Here is an 18,523-nt window from a genome sequence, read left to right as displayed (position 1 = left end):
TCGTCGGCCGGCCGCGACGTCGAACCGCAGCCGGTGCCGGGGGTGGTGCACCGGTACGCCGGCGACCGGGTGCCGTCGGGCGCGACGCCGGAGAGCTTGGCGAACAGCGCCGGAGCCGTCTCCCGTCGTCTCCCCGAAGGCCGAACGCACCCAAGGCCTCCGGCGACGCGGCCGAACGGCTCGGTCTCCTGACGGTGATTCAGGGCGCGGGTCAGCGCAGGGCGGGCTCGTCCAGCGTCAACGTGCCCGCGTCGGCGTCGAGTTCGGCAGGGACACCGAACGGGACCGTCACCGCGTCGTCGCAGTGCCCGAAGCCCAGCTCCTCCACGACCGGCACGCCGAGCCCGCCGAGCCGGTCGGCCAGGACGGCGCGCAGCTCCTCGTACCGGCCGCAGTCGCGCCAGGAGCCGAGCCCGATCCCGGCGACCCCGTCGAGCCAGCCGGAACGCAGCAGCTGGGTCAGCAACCGGTCGACGCTGTACGGCGCCTCGGCCACCTCCTCGAGCAGCAGCAGCCCGCCCCGGGCGCCGGGCCGGGCGAACGGGGTGCCGAGGTCGGCGGCCAGCAGGGCCAGACAGCCGCCGAGGGTGACACCGCGGGCCCGCCCCGGCGCCAGTGCCGACCCGGCCGAGACGAGCGTCCGGACCGTCTCCGGAGCGAACAGGGTGGCCCGCAGGTGCTCCTGTGCGCGGGCGCTCTTGATGAAGTCGACCCCGGCGGCGGCCGGCCCGTACAGGCTCACCAGGCCGAGCCGCGTGGCGAACGCCTGGTGCAGGGCGGTGACGTCGCTGAAGCCGACGAACACCTTGGGCCCGGCCGCGCGCATGGCCTGCCAGTCGAGCAGGTCGACCATGCGCTGGGCGCCGTAACCGCCACGGGCACACAGCACCGCGGCCACGTCCGGGTCGCACCAGGCCCGCTGCAGGTCGGCCGCGCGGTCGGCGTCGCTGCCCGCGAGGTAGCCCAGCTCGCCGTGCCGGTCCAGCACATGGGGCGCCACGACCGGGTCGAGGTCCCAGCCGCGCAGCACGTCGAGCCCGGCCTGGAGCCGCTCCTCGGCCACCGGGCCGCTGGGGGCGACGACGGCCACCCGGGCACCGGGGGCCAGCCGCGGCGGGCGCGTCAGGCTCTTCACGTGTGCAGCTCCAGTCTCGGGACACCGGGCACGTCCAGCCCGAACACCTGAGCGTACAGGGACAGCTCGGCCTCCAGCGCCCGCACCATGGTCTCCGCCCGCCGGAACCCGTGCCCCTCCCCGGCGAAGGTGAGGTAGGCGTGCGGCACGCCCCGGCCCTCGAGCCGGGAGAGGAAGCCCGCGCACTGGGCGGGCGGGCAGATGACGTCGTCCAGGCCCTGGAGCAGCAGGAACGGCACGGTGAGCCGGTCGGCACGGGTGGCCGGCGAGCGGTCGGCGTACCGGGCGGGCACCTCGGCGAGCGGCCCGATCAGCGACTCCAGGTAGCGGGACTCGAAGTCGTGCGTCTGCCCCGGACCCCAGGTGGTCAGGTCCAGGACGGGGTAGAGAACAGTGCCGCAGGCGTAGACGTCGGTCGTGGTCAGGGAGGCGGCCGTGGTCCAGCCGCCCGCGCTGCCGCCGCGGATCGCGAGCCGGGCCGGGTCGGCGGTGCCCTCCTCGGCCAGGGTCCGGGCGACGGCCGCGCAGTCCTCGACGTCGACCACGCCCCACTGCTCGCGCAGCCGCTCGCGGTAGGCCCGCCCGTATCCGGTGGAGCCGCCGTAGTTCACCTCGGCGACGCCGATGCCCCGCGAGGTGAAGTAGGCGATGCCCAGGTCCAGCACGAGCGGCACCCGGCTGGTGGGGCCGCCGTGCGCCCAGATGACGTAGGGCGGCAGCTCGCCGTCGGGGGCGGAGCGTTCCGGGTGGTGCGGGGGATAGACGTGGGCGTGCACCTCGCGGCCGGCGGGGCCGGTGAAGACGCGGATCTGCGGCTCGGGGTAGTACGCGGGGTCGACCGGGTCCCGGTGCCGGGCGCCGATCGCGCGGGCGCGTCCGGTGGCCGTGTCCAGCTCGACCACCTCGTGCCCGCTCCGCGGGCTGGCGCCGACCGCGACCACGCGGTCGCCGTGCACCGCGAGGGTGGCGGTGAACTCGGTCCAGGGGCCGGCGGCGTCGACGATCTCACCGGATTCGGGATCCAATATCCCGCATACGGTCGACCCCCTACCGTGGACGACCGCGATCAGACCGCTCTCCAGCGGCGCGAACCAGCGCAGGCCCAGCTGCCACAGCGGCCCGCCGAACTCCTCCTCGCGCGGGCACAGCGGGGTGCCGTCGCGGTAGAGGTTCCACCAGCCGCTGCGGTCGCTCGTATACAGGATCCTGCCGTCCGTGGACCATTCGACCTGGGCGATCGCCTCATCCGGTCCACCGGCGACCGTATGCACGTCCTGCAGCCGGCCGTCGTCCCCGACGTCCGCGACCAGCAGCTCCGTCCCCTCCCAGGGCATCCGCGGATGGTCCCAGGCGAGCCACGCGGCCCGGCGGCCGTCGGACGCGAGGCGCGGCCCGGTGACGAACCGGTGCCGGGCCTCGGTGAGTTCGCGGACCGCGCCCCGGTCCTCGGCGGCCGAGCCGTCCAGCGGTACGGCGGCCAGGACGCGCCGGACGTCACCGGGGCCGTCCCCGGTGAACTCCTCCAGCACGCACCACACCTCACCGCGCGCGAGGTCCACCTGCGGCTCGGCCCAGCGCAGTCCCCCGCCCACCGCCGCCACCGGGGTCAGCGGGCGCGGCTCGCCGCCGGGCTCGTACCGGTACAGCCGCTGGTCGGCGAAGTGCGCGAAGACCACGAGGGGCCGGCCGTCGTGGACCACCCCGGTCCAGGGCCGGCCGCCGTACTCGATGACCCGGCTGCGCACGTTCCACGGCGCGGGCAGCACCGACTCCTCGCCGCCGTCGGTCCGGCGCCGGACGAGGGCCCGGCGGCCGCCCTCCTCGGGACGTGGCTCGGTCCACCACACCTCGTCCCCGACGAACCCCGCCCACTCCGGCCGGCCGTCGTGCGCGGCGGCCAGTGCCGCGTCGACGGGCGACGGCCACGATCCGTACGGCGACCTCAGCACCTCGTCCCCCTCGTCATCTGTACCGTCCGCGGGACATCCGCGGATCCGTCTTCTACACCGTGCGCAGGAAACGGTCGAGGACGCGGACGCCGAAGTGCAAGGCCTCCACGGGCACCCGCTCGTCCACGCCGTGGAACAGCGCCTGGTAGTCGAGGTCCGCGGGCAGCTTCAGCGGGCTGAAACCGTAGCCGGTGATGCCGAGCCGGGAGAACTGTTTGGCGTCCGTGCCGCCCGACATGCAGTACGGCACGACGTGCCCCTCGGGGGCGAACTCCTCGACGGCGGCCCGCATCGCCGCGAACGTGGGCGAGTCCACCGGTGCCTCGAGGGCCACCTCCCGGTGCACGTACTCCCAGTCCACGTCCGGGCCGGTGAGCCGGTCGAGGGTGGCACGGAACTCGTCCTCGGTGCCGGCCAGGCAGCGTCCGTCCACGTGGGCGACGGCCTCGCCCGGGATGACGTTGAGCTTGTAACCGGCTTCGAGCATGGTCGGGTTGGCGCTGTTGCGCACGGTCGCCTCGACCAGTTTGGCCGCCGGCCCGAGCTTCTCCAGCAGCCGGTCCACGTCCCCGAAGTCGGCGTCGATGCCGTACAGGGCGGCGAGTTCGGTGAGCGCGGCCCGGACGGTCGGGGTGAGCCGGAGCGGCCACTCGTGCTCACCGATGCGGGTGACGGCGGCGGCCAGCCGGGTGACCGCGTTCTCCTTGTTCACCTTGGAGCCGTGCCCGGCCCGGCCGCGGGCGGTGAGCCTGAGCCAGCCGGTGCCCCGCTCCCCCGCCGCGATCGGGTAGATCTGCCGGCCGGTGCCGTCGTGGAAGGTGAAGGCGCCGGACTCGCTGATGCCCTCGGTGCAGCCCTCGAACAGCTCCGGATGGGTGTCGGCGAGGAATCCGGAGCCGTCCTCGGCGCTGGCCTCCTCGTCGGCGGTGAAGGCGAGGACGATGTCCCGGCGGGGCCGTACGCCCTGCCGGGCCCAGGCGCGGACGACGGCGAGGATCATCGCGTCCATGTTCTTCATGTCGACGGCGCCCCGCCCCCACACGACGCCGTCGCGCACCTCCCCGGAGAAGGGGTGCACGCGCCAGTCGGCGGCCTCGGCGGGCACGACGTCGAGATGACCGTGCACGAGCAGCGCGTCGGCGGACGGGTCGGTGCCCTCGATCCGGGCGACGACGTTGGTGCGGCCCGGGGTGCGTTCCAGCAGCAGCGGTTCCAGGCCCGCTCCGGCCAGCCGTTCGGCCGCGTACTCGGCGGCGGGCCGTTCCCGGCAGTCGCCGCCGCCCCGGTTGGTGGTGTCGATCCGGATCAGGCCGGAGGTGAACTCCACGACCTCGGCCAGGGACAGCTCATCGGTCTGCAGCTCAGCCATACTGCTCCTCCACGGCGGCGGAGACGATCGTGGTGACCGCCTTGAACGTCCTGATCCCCTCGTACATCGTGTCGCTGGTGTACGCCACCTTGCGCTCCCCCACCCGCGCGACCCCGGGCACCACGGTGGCGGCCATCGCCAGGTGCTCGGCATCGAACTCGACGGCGACCGTGAACGGCCCGGCCTGCACGGGTTCGTGACGCACCGCCAGCCGCGCGGCCTCCTTCGCCGCCGCACGGATGTCGGCGGCGGTACGGGCCGGGGTGCGGCAGACGGACGCGTACCGCGACACATGGTCCTTGACGGCGACCTTCGGCGCCTCGGGCGCGTAGCCGAGCGCGTCCTCGCAGGCCACGTCGTCGCCGGTGACGAGGACGACGGGGACGCCGTACTCGGCGACGACGCGTGCGTTGAGCAGACCCTCGCTGGCACGGACGTCGTCCAGCCAGACCCCCGTGATCTGGTTGGCGAGGTAGGTGTGGGCGAGGACGCCCTCCATGCCGGCGCCCGCGTGGTAGCCGACGAACGCGATGCCGTCGACGTCGCCGTGCTGCACGCCCTCCACCATGGACAGCGCCTTGTGCCGTCCGGTGAGCATCTCGACCCGGTCGTCCAGCCGCTCCAGCAGCAGGTTGCGCATGGTCCAGTGGGCCTCGTTGACGAGCACCTGGTCGGCGCCGCCGTCGAAGAAGCCCTCCGCGGCGGCGTTCACGTCGGAGGTGAACATCGACCGGCACCGCTCCCACTGCGGTGTGCCCGGCAGCACGTCGGCCGGCCAGGTGACACCCGTGGCCCCCTCCATGTCGGCACTGATGAGGATCTTCATGGTCCGTCACGTTACGCGCCGGAAAGCGCCCAGGCTACGACCGCGCCGCCGGACGCGGTTCGGCTTCCGGCCGGTGGTGCGCCCGGGGCGCGGGCGGGTGCGGTGCGCGGGACGGGACCGGGTGCGACCGCGCGTCCCGCGCTCCACGGTGGGCCGGCGGGCGGCAGGGGGTGCGGCGGGTCACCTGCCGGCGAGGACGAACCAGCGGGCGGGCAGGTCGATGCGGGTGCCGTCGGTCAGGTGCTCGGTCTGCGGCAGGGTCGTGTCCCCCTCGGCGAGGATCTTCAGGCCGGCGTCGCCGAGCAGCCGCGGGATCTCCTCGTCGTCGGCGTCGGCGGGTTTGAGCCCGTGGTGGAAGACGCGCTGAAGTTTGGGACCCGGTCCGCCCGGCTGGGACGCGGCCTGCTTGAGGACGTCCCGGGACCCGGAGGTGAGTTCGGCGACGAAGGCGCGTCCCTCGGTGCCGAGGAGCGCGGCGACGGCGGCGGCGACCGCGGGGCGTGCGGCCGGTTCGCTCTGGTGGATGACGGCGCGCATGTAGACGTTGCTGTCGCCGAGCCGGTCGTGCAGGGCGTGGACGGCGTCCGAGTCGGTGAGGTCGAGTTGCTGGAACTCGATGCCGGAGCCGTCGGCGGCGCGGCGGGCGTGCTCGACGGCGGCGTGCGAGAGGTCCACGCCGACGGCCCGGGCGAACCGGGTGGCCAGGTAGCGGGTCTGGGTGCCGTTGCCGCAGCCGAGGTCGACGATGGTGCGGGCCGGGTCCGCGTGGGGCAGCAGCAGTTCGCTGTGCGGGGCGGCGGACAGGGAGGGATCGGCGTCCCAGATCGCGTCGCCCGTCGCGTCGGAGGTCTGGCTCCAGTAACTTTCCCAGGCGTTGCGGTAGTTGTCCGAGACGTTCATGCGATCTCCCCACAGTCGGTTCCGTGATCGGGATATCGCGGCGACTCGGGCTGGGGCAAGAGGCCGGAAGTCACCTTCACCGGATGTACGGTCAACCGACCGGGCGCTCGCCCCGTGTTCAGCGGTGTCCGGTGATCGCCTGTTCGAACCAGACGGTCTTGCGGTGCCCGCTGGCGCTGGCGCCCCACTCCCGGGCCAGCCGGCTCACCACGCGCAGTCCGCGGCCCGACTCGTCGTGGGGTCCGGCGGCGAGCATGGCGGGGAGGGCGGGTTCGTCGTCGGTGACCTCGAACAGCAGCGCGTCGGTGCGCACCACCCGCAGCCCGATCCGGTCGCCCTCGGCGTGCCGTACGGCGTTGGTGACGACCTCGCTGACCAGCAGCTGGGCCGTCTCCACGGTCTGCGGCAGACCCCAGTCGAGGAGCCGCTCGCGGACCAGCCGGCGGGCCCGGGCCACCTCGCCCGGATCGGCGTCGAGCGTCCATGCGGCGACGTGCTCGTGGGGGATGCCGTTGAGCCGGGCCATGAGCAGGGCGACGTCGTCTTTGCGGCCGCCGCGGGTGTTCAGGGCGCGGATGATGGTGTCGCAGGCGTCGTCCATGGAGGCGGCGGGGTGCGCGGCGGACTCGCAGAGCGCGGCCAGGCCCTCGCCGATGTCGGAGCCGCGCACCTCGACCAGGCCGTCGGTGCACAGCACCAGCCGGTCGCCGGGCGCGACCTGGATCCGGGTCGCCTCGAAGGGGACACCGCCGACGCCTATGGGTGCGCCCGTGGGCAGGTCGAGGAGTTCGCTGACGCCGTCCTCGGCGCGCACCAGCACGGGCGGGATGTGCCCGGCGTTGGCGAGGGTCAGCTCCCCGCGGATCGGGTCGTAGACGACGTACAGACAGGTGGCGAGGTAGGTGTCGCCGAGCCTGCGGGCCAGGTCGTCCAGGTTGCGCAGCAGCTGGGCGGGCGGGGTCTCCATCGTGGCCATGGTCTGTACGGCGGTACGCAACTGGCCCATCATGGCGGCCGAGTTCAGGCCGTGTCCCATGACGTCACCGACGACGAGGGCGGTGCGGGATCCGGGCAGTTTGATGGTGTCGAACCAGTCGCCGCCGATCCGGCCGAGCCGGGTGCCGGGCAGATAGCGGGTGGCGATGTCGCAGCCGGCCATCCTCGGGGTGACCTGCGGGAGCATGCTGTCCTGCAGGGTGTCGGCGACGTTCTCCTGATAGGTGTACATGCGGGCGTTGTCGAGGACGAGGCCCGCGCGGGCGGCGAGTTCGGCGCCGGTGGTGCGGTCCATGTCGTCGAACCCCGGCCGGTCGGGGCGGCGCATCAGCACCATGAAGCCGAGGACGACGTTGCGCGCCTTGAGCGGCACGATCAGCAGGGAGCGCCCGCCGATGAGCGGCCTGAGGTCACGCTTCTCGAACTCGCCGGCGATGCGCTCGCTCAGCTCCTCGGTGACCCGCGGGACCAGCACGGGCTCGCCGGTGACCATGCACTGGTAGAACGGGGTGTGTTCGGGGAAGGCGAAGGCCTCGCCGACGGGCACGGTGTCGTCCCAGCGGCCCGGTTCGTCGTTGTGCTCGACCCACACGCGGAACATCACGGTGGTGGCGTCCGGCGGGCCGTCCGGGAAGCCCTCGCCCGCGAGGACGGCGGCACGCAGGTGGGTGCCGGCGAAGTCCGCGAAGCGGGGCACGGCGGCGCTGGTGACCTCGCGGATGGTCTCGCCGAGGTCGAGGGAGGTGCCGATGCCGGAACTGACCTCGTTGAGGAACTCCAGCCGCTCGCGGACTGCGGCGTACTCGAGGTCCTGCTCGGCACCGGCCGGGACGACGGCCGCCACCGGCCGCGGCCGCGGCGCAGGGACCTCGGCGCGGGTGCGTCCGGGGCGCCGGGGCACGCCCCAGTACGGAGTGACGGGCACCCGGTCGAACTGGCTGAACTCCAGCACCGGGTAGCCCAGTTCGAGCACCTGGGAGACGATCCGGCCGCTCAGCCCCGGGCCCATGTTGGGCAGGATCTCGGGCAGCCGCCGTTCGAGCTCGTCGGAGGCGGGCAGTTCGGTGTGGCGGGCGAAGCCGGGCGCGATGCGTTCGGCGGTCTCGTCGTCGTAGCCGCGCTCGTCGCGCAGCCGGGTGGCGTCGGCGGCGAGCACGAGCAGCCGGGACGGGCCGGGTCCGACCAGCGGGTAGGCCCACCACAGCACGTCGAGCCGCTCGGCGTCGGACGGCTGCCGGTGCGCGGCGAGCCGGGCCCGTCCGGCCGTGGCATAGGCGGTGTGCCCGCCGAGCGAGGCCTCCAGGTCGGGGCCGGGGCCGTCGTACGCCTCGTAGGCGTCCGGCATCGGCTCGCCGTGCAGGTCGTGGGTGAGGGCGCCCGAGACGGGCAGCAGGTCGGCCGCGGGATGTCCCACGGCGTCCTCCCGGTCCACGCCGAACAGCCGGCGCGCGCCGCTGCTCCAGTGCGACACCAGTCCGTCGCGGTCCACGACGACCACGGCCAGCGGAATCCGGCCGGCCGCGGCGCTCCCGGCGCCGCGTCCGGGAGGTGTGTCCCGCTCGCTGCCACGGTCCATGGCCCAGGCCCTCTCTCCCCACGGCTGTACGCAAACGATCTGTGCCGCCCGCCACTACGGTACGGCGACGGCCGGTCGCGATGTGGGGCAATCCGTTAATTGGCCGCACCGGATCGCACCGGCCCGAAGGCGAGCGCCCCGCTCAGTCCTCGTGCCCCAGCTGGAGGTCCCGCTCCGTGCGGCCACCTCCCGCGACCTGCAGGACCGTGGCGACCGGCGGGTAACCTGCGGCGATGACGGTGTACTCGCCGGAGGACAGGTCGACGAACCGGAACGTTCCGTCGGCACCGGTGGTGAGGGTGTCGACGACGTTGCCCGCGGCGTCGAGCAGCGTGACGCGCGCGTCCTCCACGGCGCGTCCGCCGCTCGCCCGTACGGTGCCCCGCAGCACGGCGCCGCCCGCGAGTTCGACGTCCTGCCGGGTCTCCCTGGCGGCCTGCACGGTGACGGGGAGGGCGGCGGGCCGGAAGGCGGGGGCGCTGGCGGCGAGGGTGTACTCGCCGGCGACCAGCTCGGTGATGACGTAGCCGCCCTCACGTCCGCTGCGGGTGCTGGCGACGACCTCGCCGTGCACGTTGGTGAGGGTGACCGTGGCGTCCCGGACGGGGCTGCCGTCGGCGGTGAGGACGCTGCCCGCGAGGCGCCCGGCGCCGCCGAGGACGACGTCGAGCTCGACGGGCCGTTCGCCGACGGTGACGGAGACGGCCTGCGGCTGGTGCCCGCCGGCGGCGGCGATCAGCACGTACGCCCCGGAGCCGGGCGTGCCGAGCGCGTACCGTCCGTCCTCGCCGCTCGCGCCGCGGCCGATCTGCACCCCGGCGACGTCGATGAGGGTGAGCGCGGCGCGGGGCACCACGGTGCCGTCGGGATGCTGCACCGTGCCGCAGACGGGGATCCCGGCGGTGTGCGGCGAACGGGCCCCGGGGATGGCGGCGTTCACCGTCGCGGTCACCGGGTCGGTGGCGGGGGCGTTGTGGGACACCAGGGGTTTCTCCTTGAGGAAGAAGGCGATGACCAGGCCGAGGGCGAGCACCGGGACGAGGTAGAGGAAGATCCGGGGCATCGCGTCGGCGTAGGCGCGGATGTAGGCGTCGCGCAGGGCCGGCGGCAGCGCGTGGACGAGCTGCGGCGTGATCGAGTCGGGGTCGGGCAGCGCCGCGCCCGCGCGCGGGGGCAGCTCCTCGCGCAGCGAGGAGGTGAGCCGGTTCGCGAAGAGGGTGCCGAAGACGGCGGCGCCGACGCTGCCGCCGATCTGCCGGAAGTAGTTGTTGGCGCTGGTGGCGGTGCCGAGGTCGGCGGGGCGCACGGAGTTCTGCACGGCGAGGACGAGGACGGGCATCACCATGCCGATGCCGGCGCCGAGGACGGCCATCCAGATGCTGTAGTGCAGCCGGGGGGTGTCCACTTCGAGGCGGGAGAGCAGCCACATGCCGACGGCGGAGACGGCACCGCCGAGGACGGGGTAGATCTTGTAGCGGCCGGTGTGGCTGATGAGCTGTCCGCCGATGATCGAGGCGCCGACGATCCCGGCCATCATGGGCAGCATGAGCAGCCCGGACTCGGTGGCGCTGGCCCCGTCGACCATCTGCAGGAAGGTCGGCAGATAGCTGGCGGCGCCGAACAGGGCGACGCCGATCACCAGGCCGACCAGGCCGGAGACGTTGAAGACGGAGTCACGGAACAGCCGCAGCGGGATGAGGGGTTCGGCGGCGAAGCGCTCGGCGACGAGGAAGAGGACGACGGAGGCCAGCGCGCCCGCGCCGAGACCGAGGATCTGCCGGGAGCCCCAGGCGTACTCGGTGCCGCCCCAGCTGGTCAGCAGGACCAGACAGGTGGAGGCGGCGGCGAGCAGCAGCGCACCGAGGACGTCGAGACGGCCACGGCTCGCCGGCTTCGGGAGCTTGAGGACGACGGTGACGACGGCGAGGGTGACCACACCGAAGGGGACGTTGACGTAGAAGCACCAGCGCCACGAGAGGTGGTCGGTGAAGTAGCCGCCGAGCAGCGGGCCCGCGACGGAGGCGAGGCCGAACGCGGCGCCGATCAGGCCCATGTAGCGGCCGCGTTCCCGCGGCGGCACGATGTCGGCGATGATCGCCTGCACGCCGATCATGAGACCGCCCGCGCCGACGCCCTGGAGGGCGCGGAAGGCGATCAGCTGGTCCATGGACTGGGCCCGGCCGGCGAGTGCGGAGCCGACGACGAAGACGGCGATGGCGAACTGGAAGACACCCTTGCGGCCGACGAGGTCGCCGAGCTTGCCGTACAGGGGCAGGCCGACGGTGGAGGTGAGGAGGTAGGCGGTGATCGCCCAGGACATCCTGTCCAGGCCGTGCAGTTCGCCGACGACCTTGGGCAGGGCGGTCGCGACGATCATCTGGTCCAGCGCCGCCAGGAGCAGCGCGAGCATCAGCCCGACGAACACCAGCCGCACGCGGCGCGGCCCGAGCGGGGCGGCGGGTGCGGGCGGGGCCTGCGGGGCGGTGGTGTCCTCCCCCGGCGCCGACGCCGGTGCCACGGCCGGCTCGTGCTTCACCAGAGTCGTCCCGCCCACGTACCGCTCCCCTCGTCGCACCTGTCACAATTCCCGCACAAGGCGACAACTGCGAACAACTTCGGCGAGTTACGGCACCGCCCGGTTCGCACCGGAGATCCACTCGAACCGGTGAAGGAGTCAACACCCCTTCACCGGCCGGTGGTTGGGACTACTTCTCGACCTCGGCGGCGAGGTTGGCGAGCACGGCGTCGTAGATGCGGCCGAGCCCCTTGGGGGCGAAGGTCTTCTCGAAGAAGCCGCCGATGCCGCCGGCACCCTTCCAGGTGGTGGCGACGACGACCCGGGACCTGCCCTCGCCGGCCGGGGTGACGCGCCAGGTGGTGACCATGGAGGAGTTGCGGTCCTTCTCGACCAGCTCACCCTCGGTGGGCTCGCCGACCTCGAGCAGGCAGTCGCGTACCCGCTTGCTGGTGGCCTGGAGCTTCCAGTGGACGAGGGTGCCCTCGCCGTCGCCGCCCTCGCGCACCTCGTACTCGCTGAAGTGCTCGGGCAGCAGCCTCTGCCGGGTTCCGCTGTAGTCGGCGAGGGCGTCGAACACCTTCTCCGCGTCCGCCGCGACGACCCGCTCCGTAGTGGCCTCGACCTGCGCCATTGCGTTCCTCCAGGACCTGATTTCTCGGGATGGGGGCAAGCCAACCACCCCGGCGCCCGGCCGCCCAAATCGGGGCCCGCACGATCATGGGAACAGATGTTCTATTGTGTGGCGCAGTGCTACCGAGGAGGCGTCATGCGCTGGGAGAACCTCGCCGTGGAGACCGGGCAGGACGGACGGACCGGCGCACCCGGGGGGCCCGGGGCGCTCGGGGCGCTCGGGGACGCCACCGAGCACGGCCGGGCCGCCGAGGCCGCGCTGTTCGGTGCGGACGCCGTCACCGTCCGCACCTTCGACACGCCGGAATTCGCCGGCATCACCTTCCACGAGGTCCGGGCGCGCTCGGTACTGAACCGGGTGCCGGGCGCCTCGCGCATGCCGTTCGAATGGACCGTCAACCCGTACCGGGGCTGCACGCATGCGTGCGTGTACTGCTTCGCCCGCAAGACCCACGGTTATCTGGACCTCGACACCGGCATCGGCTTCGACACCCAGATCGTGGTGAAGGTCAACGCGCCCGAGGTGCTGCGCCGCCAGCTCGGCTCCCGCCGCTGGCAGGGCGACCACGTGGCGATGGGCACCAACGTCGACTGCTACCAGCGCGCGGAGGGCCGCTACCGCCTCATGCCGGGCATCATCTCCGCTCTCACCGACCACGCGAACCCGTTCTCCATCCTCACCAAGGGCACCCTGATCCTGCGCGACCTGGACCTGCTCGTCCGGGCGGCCGAGGTGACGGACGTGGGCATCTCGGTCTCCGTCGGCTTCCTGGACGGCGACCTGTGGCGCACGGTGGAGCCGGGCACACCCGCGCCCGAGCGCCGGCTGGACGTCGTCCGCGCCCTGGGCGAGCACGGCATCGGCTGCGGGGTGCTGATGGCCCCGGTGATCCCGTTCCTGAGCGACCAACCCGACCGGCTGCGGGCCACGGTACGGGCGATCGCGGCGGCCGGGGCCACCTCGGTGACGCCCCTGGTGCTGCATCTGCGCCCCGGCGCCCGTGAATGGTTCATGGCCTGGCTCGGGCAGCACCATCCGCACCTGGTGCGCCGCTACGAGCGGCTGTACGCGCAGGGCGCCTACGCACCCACGTGGTACCAGCGCCGGATCACCCGTCAGGTGCACGAGCTGGCCCGGGAGTACGGCATCGGGCCCACGCGCGCGGGAACGGCCCGCCGGATCCGCCCGGCCCGGCCGGCCGACGCCCCGGCCGCGCCCGAGCCGACCCAGCTCACCCTCATGTGAGTCCGTGCCGGGTGGCCGTGACGGGGCGTTCGAGGGCATCTCGCGGGCGATCGGGTCAAGAATGGCCGCAACAGGTTCTGCGGGGCTCCGCCTTCGGGACGATGCGGCGAGACCCGCGATTCTCGCGGTTCGCCGAACCCTCCGTCCCGGGAGGACCCATGAGAAGACGCGCAGCCGTGCTGTGCGCAGCCGCCGCCGTGCTGGCGGGCTCGGTCGCGGCCGTCCCCGCGCAGGCGACGCAGCCGGCCGCCGCGGCGGCGGGGCTCGTCTGGAAGAAGTGCGGCACCGGCGACTACCCCACGCTCCAGTGCGCCTCGCTGAAGGTGCCGCTGGACCACGCGAACCCGGCCGGCCGGACGATCACGCTCGCCCTGTCCCGCGTCCCGCACACCGCCCGCACCTCGCAGGGCCCGCTGCTGGTCAACCCCGGCGGGCCGGGCGGGAGCGGGCTGGCGCTCGCGGGGTTCGTCGCGTCGGCGCTGCCCCGGAACGTCGCCGCCCAGTACGACGTCATCGGCTTCGACCCGCGCGGGGTCGGCCGGAGCACTCCCGCCCTGGACTGCGTGCCGGGCCACTTCCGGCCGGTCCGCGCGGACACCGTGCCGGCCACGCCCGCCCTGGAGCGGGCCGGGCTCACGCGCGCGCGGTCCTTCGCCGCCGCCTGCGTGCGCAAGTACGCCGACGTGCTGCCGTACATGGACACCGTCAGCACCGTGCGGGACCTGGACGCCGTCCGCCGGGCGCTCGGCGCGCCGCGGATCAGCTACTTCGGCTACTCCTACGGCACCTACCTCGGGGCGGTCTACGCGAAGCTGTACCCCGAGCGGGTGCGCCGGCTGGTGCTGGACTCGGTCGTCGATCCGACCGGGATCTGGTACGAGGACAACCTCCGCCAGGACTACGCCTTCGACAGCCGTCACCGGGCGCTGATGGCGTGGATCGCCCGCTACGACGCGACGTACCGGCTGGGCAGGGACCCGGCGAAGGTCGAGGCCGAGTGGTACGCGATGCGGGCGACGCTGGCGAGGAGGCCGGCGGGCGGCAGGGTGGGCGCCTCGGAGCTGGAGGACACGTTCATCCCGGGCGGCTACTACAACGGCTACTGGCCCCGTCTCGCCGCGGCGTTCGCGGCGTACGTGCACGGCGGGAAGGCCGAACCGCTGGTGAAGGCGTACGACGACTTCGGGGCCGTGGACCGCTCGGGCGACAACGGGTACAGCGTGTACACGGCGGTGCAGTGCCGCGACACCTCGTGGGCGCGGCACTGGGACCGGTGGCACACGGACACCTGGGCGGTGTACCGGAAGGCGCCCTTCATGGCCTGGAGCAACGCCTGGTACAACGCGCCGTGCGCCTTCTGGCCGGCCACCGCGCTGAAGCCGGTGGACATCGCCAACGCCGAGCTCCCGCCGGCGCTGCTGTTCCAGTCGACCGACGACGCGGCCACGCCCTACTCCGGCGGTGTCACGGCGCACCGGCTGCTGGCCCGCTCCAGCCTGGTGGTGGAGGAGGGCGGCGGCAACCACGGCATCACGCTCAGCGGGAACGCCTGCCTGGACCGCCATCTGGCCGCGTATCTGAAGGACGGCACGCTGCCGCACGGCGCGGGGGTGGCCGACGCGGTCTGCGCGAAGTCGCCCGACCCGAAGCCGCAGACGGCGAAGGCGGCCTCGGCGGCGTCCGCCGGCTCCACCCTGCACACCCTGCTCGGCCACCGCCGGTGAGCCGGTCGGCGACGGCCCGCCGGGGGCGTTGTCGGTGACGTGGCCCATCATGGCCGCATGACTGAACCGACCCGCATCCCCGCCCCCGGCGGCGTGGCCCCCGCGACCCAGTACAGCCATGTCGTCTCGGCGGCCGGCCGCATCGTCGCCGTCTCCGGCCAGCTCCCCCTGGACGAGGACGGCGAGCTGGTCGGCGAGGGCGACCCGGCGGCCCAGGCCCGCCAGGTGTTCGAGAACCTGAGGCGCTGTCTGGCCGCCGCGGGGGCCGGCTTCGAGGACGTGGTGAAGCTGACGTACTTCGTCACGGACATGGCCCACATGCCCGCGATCCGCGCCGCCCGCACCGTCCACATACCCGACGACCGCCTGCCGGCGTCCTCGGCGGTCCAGGTGTCCGGCCTGGTGGCACCGGAGTTCCTGATGGAGATCGAGGCACTCGCGGTGGTGGACGGGTGACGTCCCTGGCGGGGCGGCCGGTGGGCCTCACCGGCTGCGAGCGCGTCCCGGAGATCCGCGTACGCGGCCGGCAGCACGCCTGTCGGGGCCTCGCGCCGCGGTCGTACCTCGACGGGCTCAGCGTCACGGCGGACGCCGAGCGGCGGCGGGAGCCGGTTCGCACAGGGTGACGGCTCCGTGGGGAACCTCGACCGACGCGGTCAGCAGGTGCACCCGCGCATGCTGCTGTGGGTGTTCGAGGGCGACCTGCCCGCCCGCCGGCTCCACGAGCGCGCCGGATTCCGGCCCGACGGTGCCGAGGAGGCCCTCGAGGTGGACGGCGTGCGTGTGCCCGAGGTGCGGTACGTCCGGGCTCCGGGCGGCTGAGCGGGGCTCATCTCGCCTCCTCCTCCTGGGGGATGCGGGCCAGTGCGTGTACCGCGGCCTCCGCGAGGGGCGGGTGGGCCAGGGCCTCGTTCAGGACCCGGCGGGCGCGGGGGTCGGCGAGGGTGCCGAGGCCTTCCACGCAGGCGAGGGCCACCCGCCGGTAGGGGTCGTGCGGGCGCAGCCGGCGCTCCAGGGTGGTGATCAGCGCGGGCACGGACTCGGGGGCGCGCAGCCGTACCAGGAGCCGTACGGGGTGCAGGGCGTAGGCGACGCGCAGTTCGTTGGTGGCGAGGGCGGCGGCCGCCCGGGCCGTGCGGGGGTCGCCGAGCCGGGCGAGGGCGTACGCGGCGGAGGCGCAGCGCGGTGGGTCCCGGTGGTTGAGGAGCAGCACCAGGGACTCGAAGGCGCGCCGGTCGCCCGCGACGCCGAGCCGGAACGCGGCCAGTTCCCTGGCCCACAGCGGCTGTCCGGGGGCGGTGAGCACCTCCGCCAGCTCGTCGTGATCCTCGGTCGCCAGCAGCCCGTCGAACGCCGCCGAGCCGCGCGACTCCTGCCGTGAACGCTCCGTGAGCGAGCGCAACTCTTCGTCCACGAAACCAGCGTAGGCGGGGCGGGTGCGGGGAGGGAGCCAGATCACAAAGTCGGGTTCGGCCACAGGGCTGGCGCGCTCGTTACTCGCGGGTTAAGCTCAGACGAGCGAGACACCCTCTCGCACTTCGCTGGTGACGGTTTGGTGACGCGGCCGTCGCGAGCATCTGTCGGTTCGGTACGCCAAGTACCGCAGTACGACCCGGCTTCGGGACAGAGCCGGTCGGAATCCGCCGTTCCCGGGCGTGTGCACGCCCGTGGCACCGGCAGCACCGGGCGTGTGCGCTCGCAGCCCGGCAACACCCGCACTCCTTTCCGCTCCGTGGTGCGCCCCTCGGCGCACCCGGCGCGTTCCTCGTCGTCACCCTCATTCCTGGAGTCCCGCGATGGCCACTCCCCTGTCCCCCCAGTCCGGCACCCCCGTGTCCCCGTTCAAGACGATCGCCGTCGTCGGTCTCGGCACCATGGGCACCGGCATCACCGAGGTCCTCGCCAAGGCGGGCCGCGAGGTGATCGGCATCGACATCAGCGAGGCCCAGGCCGCGAAGTCCCTGGCCGCCCTCGAGGCCTCCACCGCCCGCTGCGTGGAGCGCGGCCGGCTCACCGAGCAGGCGCGCACCGACGCCCTGGCCCGGGTCCGCACCTCCACCGACCTCGCCGCGGCGGCCGACGCCGACCTGGTCATCGAGGTGACCCCGGAGTCGTACGAGATCAAGCACCAGATCTTCCGCGAGCTGGACGGCATCGTCCGCCCGGAGACCATCCTCGCGACCGGCACCAACGCGCTGTCCGTCACCCGCCTCGCCGCCGACTCGGCCCGCCCCGAGCGCGTGCTCGGTCTGCACTTCTTCAACCCGGCGCCCGCGATGCGGCTGGTCGAGGTCGTCTCCTCGGTGCTGACCGCCCCGCAGGCCGTCGCCGCGGTCACGGATCTCGCGATCGAGCTGGGCAAGGAGCCGGTCGCGGTCGGTGACCGCCCCGGTTTCGTCGCGGACGGGCTGCTGTTCGGCTACCTCAACCAGGCCGCCGCGATGTACGAGGCCCGGTACGCCTCCCGCGAGGACATCGACGCGGCGATGCGGCTCGGCTGCGGTCTGCCCATGGGCCCGCTCGCGCTGCTGGACCTGATCGGCATCGACACCGCGCGCACGGTCCTGGAGGCCATGTACGCCGAGTCCCGCGACCGGCTGCACGCCCCCGCCCCGATCCTGAAGCAGCTCAGCGAGGCGGGCCTGACCGGCCGCAAGTCCGGGCGCGGTTTCTACACGTACGAGGCGCCGGGCAGCGCCGCGGTCGTGCCGGACGCGCTGACCCCGGCCGACGGAGCGGCGCAGGCCACCGGCCGTCCCGTCCGCTCCGTCGGCGTGGCCGGCTCCGGCACCATGGCCTCCGGCATCGCCGAGGTGTTCGCCAAGGCGGGCTACGACGTCGTCCTGGCCGCCCGCAGCGAGGAGAAGGCGCAGGCCGCCAAGGCGCGGATCGGCAAGAACCTCGCCCGCTCCGTCGACAAGGGCCGGCTGACCGCCGAGGCCGCGGCCCAGATCCTGGACCGGATCGCCCCGGCCGGCTCCTACGACGCCTTCGCCGACGTCGACCTGGCCGTCGAGGCGATCGCCGAGGACCTGGAGGTCAAGCGGCAGCTGTTCGCCGCGCTGGACAAGATCTGCAAGCCCGGCGCGGTCCTCGCCACCACCACCTCCTCGCTGCCCGTCGTCGCCTGCGCCCGCGCCACCTCGCGCCCGCAGGACGTGATCGGAATGCACTTCTTCAACCCGGCCCCGGCGATGAAGCTGGTCGAGGTGGTCCGCACGGTCCTGACGGCCGACGACGTCCACGCGACCGTCCGCGAGGTCTGCACGAAGATCAAGAAGCACGCGGTGGACTGCGGCGACCGGGCCGGCTTCATCGTGAACGCGCTGCTGTTCCCGTACCTCAACAACGCGATCAAGATGGTCCAGGAGCACTACGCCTCCCTGGACGACATCGACGCGGCGATGAAGCTGGGCGGCGGCTACCCGATGGGCCCCTTCGAACTGCTGGACGTGGTCGGCCTGGACGTCTCGCTGGCCATCGAGAAGGTGCTGCACCGCGAGTTCCGCGACCCCGGCCTCGCCCCGGCTCCGCTGCTGGAGCACCTGGTGGCCGCGGGCTGCCTCGGCCGCAAGACCGGCCGCGGCTTCCGCGAGTATGCCCGCCGCTGACGGCGTCGGGGACGGGCTCAGGACGGAGCCGGACTGGGGCGGC

14 protein-coding genes are annotated in these 18,523 nt (G+C 73.6%); 5 read left to right on the top strand and 9 right to left on the bottom strand.

The genetic code is table 11. The annotated features are described in order from the left end of the window. Positions 1-211 precede the first annotated feature (211 nt). The 8 genes from ACIHEJ_RS10290 to ACIHEJ_RS10255 form a co-directional block, all read right to left on the bottom strand. Positions 212-1,135 carry an LD-carboxypeptidase gene (locus tag ACIHEJ_RS10290; protein ID WP_400133808.1) on the bottom strand — a complete coding sequence of 308 codons (924 nt, stop codon included), beginning with the start codon at positions 1,133-1,135 and terminating at the stop codon, positions 212-214. After that, positions 1,132-3,084: a S9 family peptidase gene (locus ACIHEJ_RS10285; RefSeq protein WP_400133806.1), complete on the bottom strand. Its 1,953-nt coding sequence runs from the start codon at positions 3,082-3,084 to the stop codon at positions 1,132-1,134. The genes ACIHEJ_RS10290 and ACIHEJ_RS10285 overlap by 4 nt, the downstream gene beginning before the upstream one ends. Positions 3,085-3,136: 52 nt before the next feature. After that, the gene (locus ACIHEJ_RS10280) at positions 3,137-4,453 is read right to left on the bottom strand and encodes a M20/M25/M40 family metallo-hydrolase (RefSeq protein ID WP_400133805.1); all 1,317 of its coding nucleotides are present in this window, start codon (positions 4,451-4,453) and stop codon (positions 3,137-3,139) included. Then, positions 4,446-5,279, bottom strand: coding sequence for a M55 family metallopeptidase (locus ACIHEJ_RS10275; protein ID WP_400133803.1), 834 nt, complete (start codon positions 5,277-5,279; stop codon positions 4,446-4,448). The genes ACIHEJ_RS10280 and ACIHEJ_RS10275 overlap by 8 nt, the downstream gene beginning before the upstream one ends. 180 nt (positions 5,280-5,459) lie before the next feature. Further along, positions 5,460-6,179 carry a class I SAM-dependent methyltransferase gene (locus ACIHEJ_RS10270; protein ID WP_400133801.1) on the bottom strand — a complete coding sequence of 240 codons (720 nt, stop codon included), beginning with the start codon at positions 6,177-6,179 and terminating at the stop codon, positions 5,460-5,462. A 118-nt stretch (positions 6,180-6,297) separates the two neighbouring features. Then, complete coding sequence (locus tag ACIHEJ_RS10265) at positions 6,298-8,751, bottom strand: SpoIIE family protein phosphatase (RefSeq protein ID WP_400133799.1); 2,454 nt, start codon at positions 8,749-8,751, stop codon at positions 6,298-6,300. Positions 8,752-8,893: 142 nt separating this feature from the next. Then, positions 8,894-11,305 carry an MFS transporter gene (locus tag ACIHEJ_RS10260; RefSeq protein ID WP_400133797.1) on the bottom strand — a complete coding sequence of 804 codons (2,412 nt, stop codon included), beginning with the start codon at positions 11,303-11,305 and terminating at the stop codon, positions 8,894-8,896. 151 nt (positions 11,306-11,456) lie between these two features. Continuing rightward, positions 11,457-11,900 (bottom strand): SRPBCC family protein, encoded by a 444-nt coding sequence (locus ACIHEJ_RS10255; protein ID WP_400133795.1) that lies wholly within the window; start codon positions 11,898-11,900, stop codon positions 11,457-11,459. 135 nt (positions 11,901-12,035) lie between these two features. Here ACIHEJ_RS10255 and ACIHEJ_RS10250 point away from each other — a divergent pair, with 135 nt between their 5' ends. The 4 genes from ACIHEJ_RS10250 to ACIHEJ_RS10235 all read left to right on the top strand — a co-directional run bounded on the left by ACIHEJ_RS10250 (position 12,036) and on the right by ACIHEJ_RS10235 (position 15,691). Further along, positions 12,036-13,145, top strand: coding sequence for an Rv2578c family radical SAM protein (locus ACIHEJ_RS10250; protein ID WP_400133793.1), 1,110 nt, complete (start codon positions 12,036-12,038; stop codon positions 13,143-13,145). 158 nt (positions 13,146-13,303) lie between these two features. Continuing rightward, positions 13,304-14,869, top strand: coding sequence for an alpha/beta hydrolase (locus ACIHEJ_RS10245; RefSeq protein WP_400133791.1), 1,566 nt, complete (start codon positions 13,304-13,306; stop codon positions 14,867-14,869). 57 nt (positions 14,870-14,926) lie between these two features. Further along, complete coding sequence (locus tag ACIHEJ_RS10240; RefSeq protein ID WP_400133789.1) at positions 14,927-15,325, top strand: RidA family protein; 399 nt, start codon at positions 14,927-14,929, stop codon at positions 15,323-15,325. A 177-nt stretch (positions 15,326-15,502) separates the two neighbouring features. Continuing rightward, a complete protein-coding gene (locus ACIHEJ_RS10235) occupies positions 15,503-15,691 on the top strand; it encodes a hypothetical protein (RefSeq protein ID WP_400133788.1) in 189 nt (62 codons plus the stop codon). A gap of 7 nt (positions 15,692-15,698) precedes the next feature. Here the strand turns inward: ACIHEJ_RS10235 and ACIHEJ_RS10230 are convergent, their stop codons facing one another. After that, complete coding sequence (locus tag ACIHEJ_RS10230) at positions 15,699-16,283, bottom strand: adenylosuccinate lyase (protein ID WP_400133786.1); 585 nt, start codon at positions 16,281-16,283, stop codon at positions 15,699-15,701. A 382-nt stretch (positions 16,284-16,665) separates the two neighbouring features. Here ACIHEJ_RS10230 and ACIHEJ_RS10225 point away from each other — a divergent pair, with 382 nt between their 5' ends. Next, positions 16,666-18,480, top strand: coding sequence for a 3-hydroxyacyl-CoA dehydrogenase family protein (locus ACIHEJ_RS10225; RefSeq protein ID WP_400133784.1), 1,815 nt, complete (start codon positions 16,666-16,668; stop codon positions 18,478-18,480). The last annotated feature ends 43 nt before the right edge of the window (positions 18,481-18,523 follow it).

Origin of the sequence: Streptomyces sp. NPDC052301, assembly GCF_044593395.1 — a bacterium.
Lineage (GTDB): Bacteria > Actinomycetota > Actinomycetes > Streptomycetales > Streptomycetaceae > Streptomyces.
Note: the sequence above shows the minus strand (reverse complement) of the source record. Positions and strands in the feature narration are given on the sequence as shown.